Source organism: Pseudomonas sp. 05N432 (genome assembly GCF_056396945.1).
On record NZ_JBFTMM010000080.1, the window covers coordinates 1 to 552 of the forward strand.

Sequence of the window (552 nt, forward strand, 5' to 3'; positions counted from 1 at the left end):
TAACCCCAAGCAATCTGGTTATACTGTGAAGACGACATTCGCCGAAAATTCGCAATTACTCACAAATTTTACCTTAGCCTGATCCGTTACCAGTGAAAGTAACGTTCAGTCTATCTTTCTATCACATACCCAAATTTTTAAAGAACGATTCTGATAAAGATCAGAAATCAATATTCACTCGAATATTCATTTCTGCACTCTAACAATAAGCCAGCGAAAAACAGTAAATGGTGGAGCCAAACGGGATCGAACCGTTGACCTCCTGCGTGCAAGGCAGGCGCTCTCCCAGCTGAGCTATGGCCCCGTAATTGGTGGGTCTGGGCAGATTCGAACTGCCGACCTCACCCTTATCAGGGGTGCGCTCTAACCAACTGAGCTACAGACCCAATCAAGGGATGCTGACCTTATCGTCTTCTTCAATGAATCAAGCAATTCGTGTGGGAGCTTATGCAGCAGCTGATGTCGTCGATTAAGGAGGTGATCCAGCCGCAGGTTCCCCTACGGCTACCTTGTTACGACTTCACCCCAGTCATGAATCACACCGTGGTAACC

General features: G+C 46.9%; 2 tRNA genes and 1 rRNA gene. All 3 read right to left on the reverse strand.

Annotation, left to right across the window (positions count from 1 at the left end):
* Positions 1-228 precede the first annotated feature (228 nt).
* Positions 229-304: transfer RNA gene (locus AC1DHT_RS29315), tRNA-Ala, on the reverse strand.
* Between the two features lie 5 nt (positions 305-309).
* A tRNA-Ile gene (locus tag AC1DHT_RS29320) sits at positions 310-386 on the reverse strand.
* Positions 387-470: 84 nt separating this feature from the next.
* Positions 471-552: ribosomal RNA gene (locus AC1DHT_RS29325) — 16S ribosomal RNA — on the reverse strand; the annotation flags it as partial.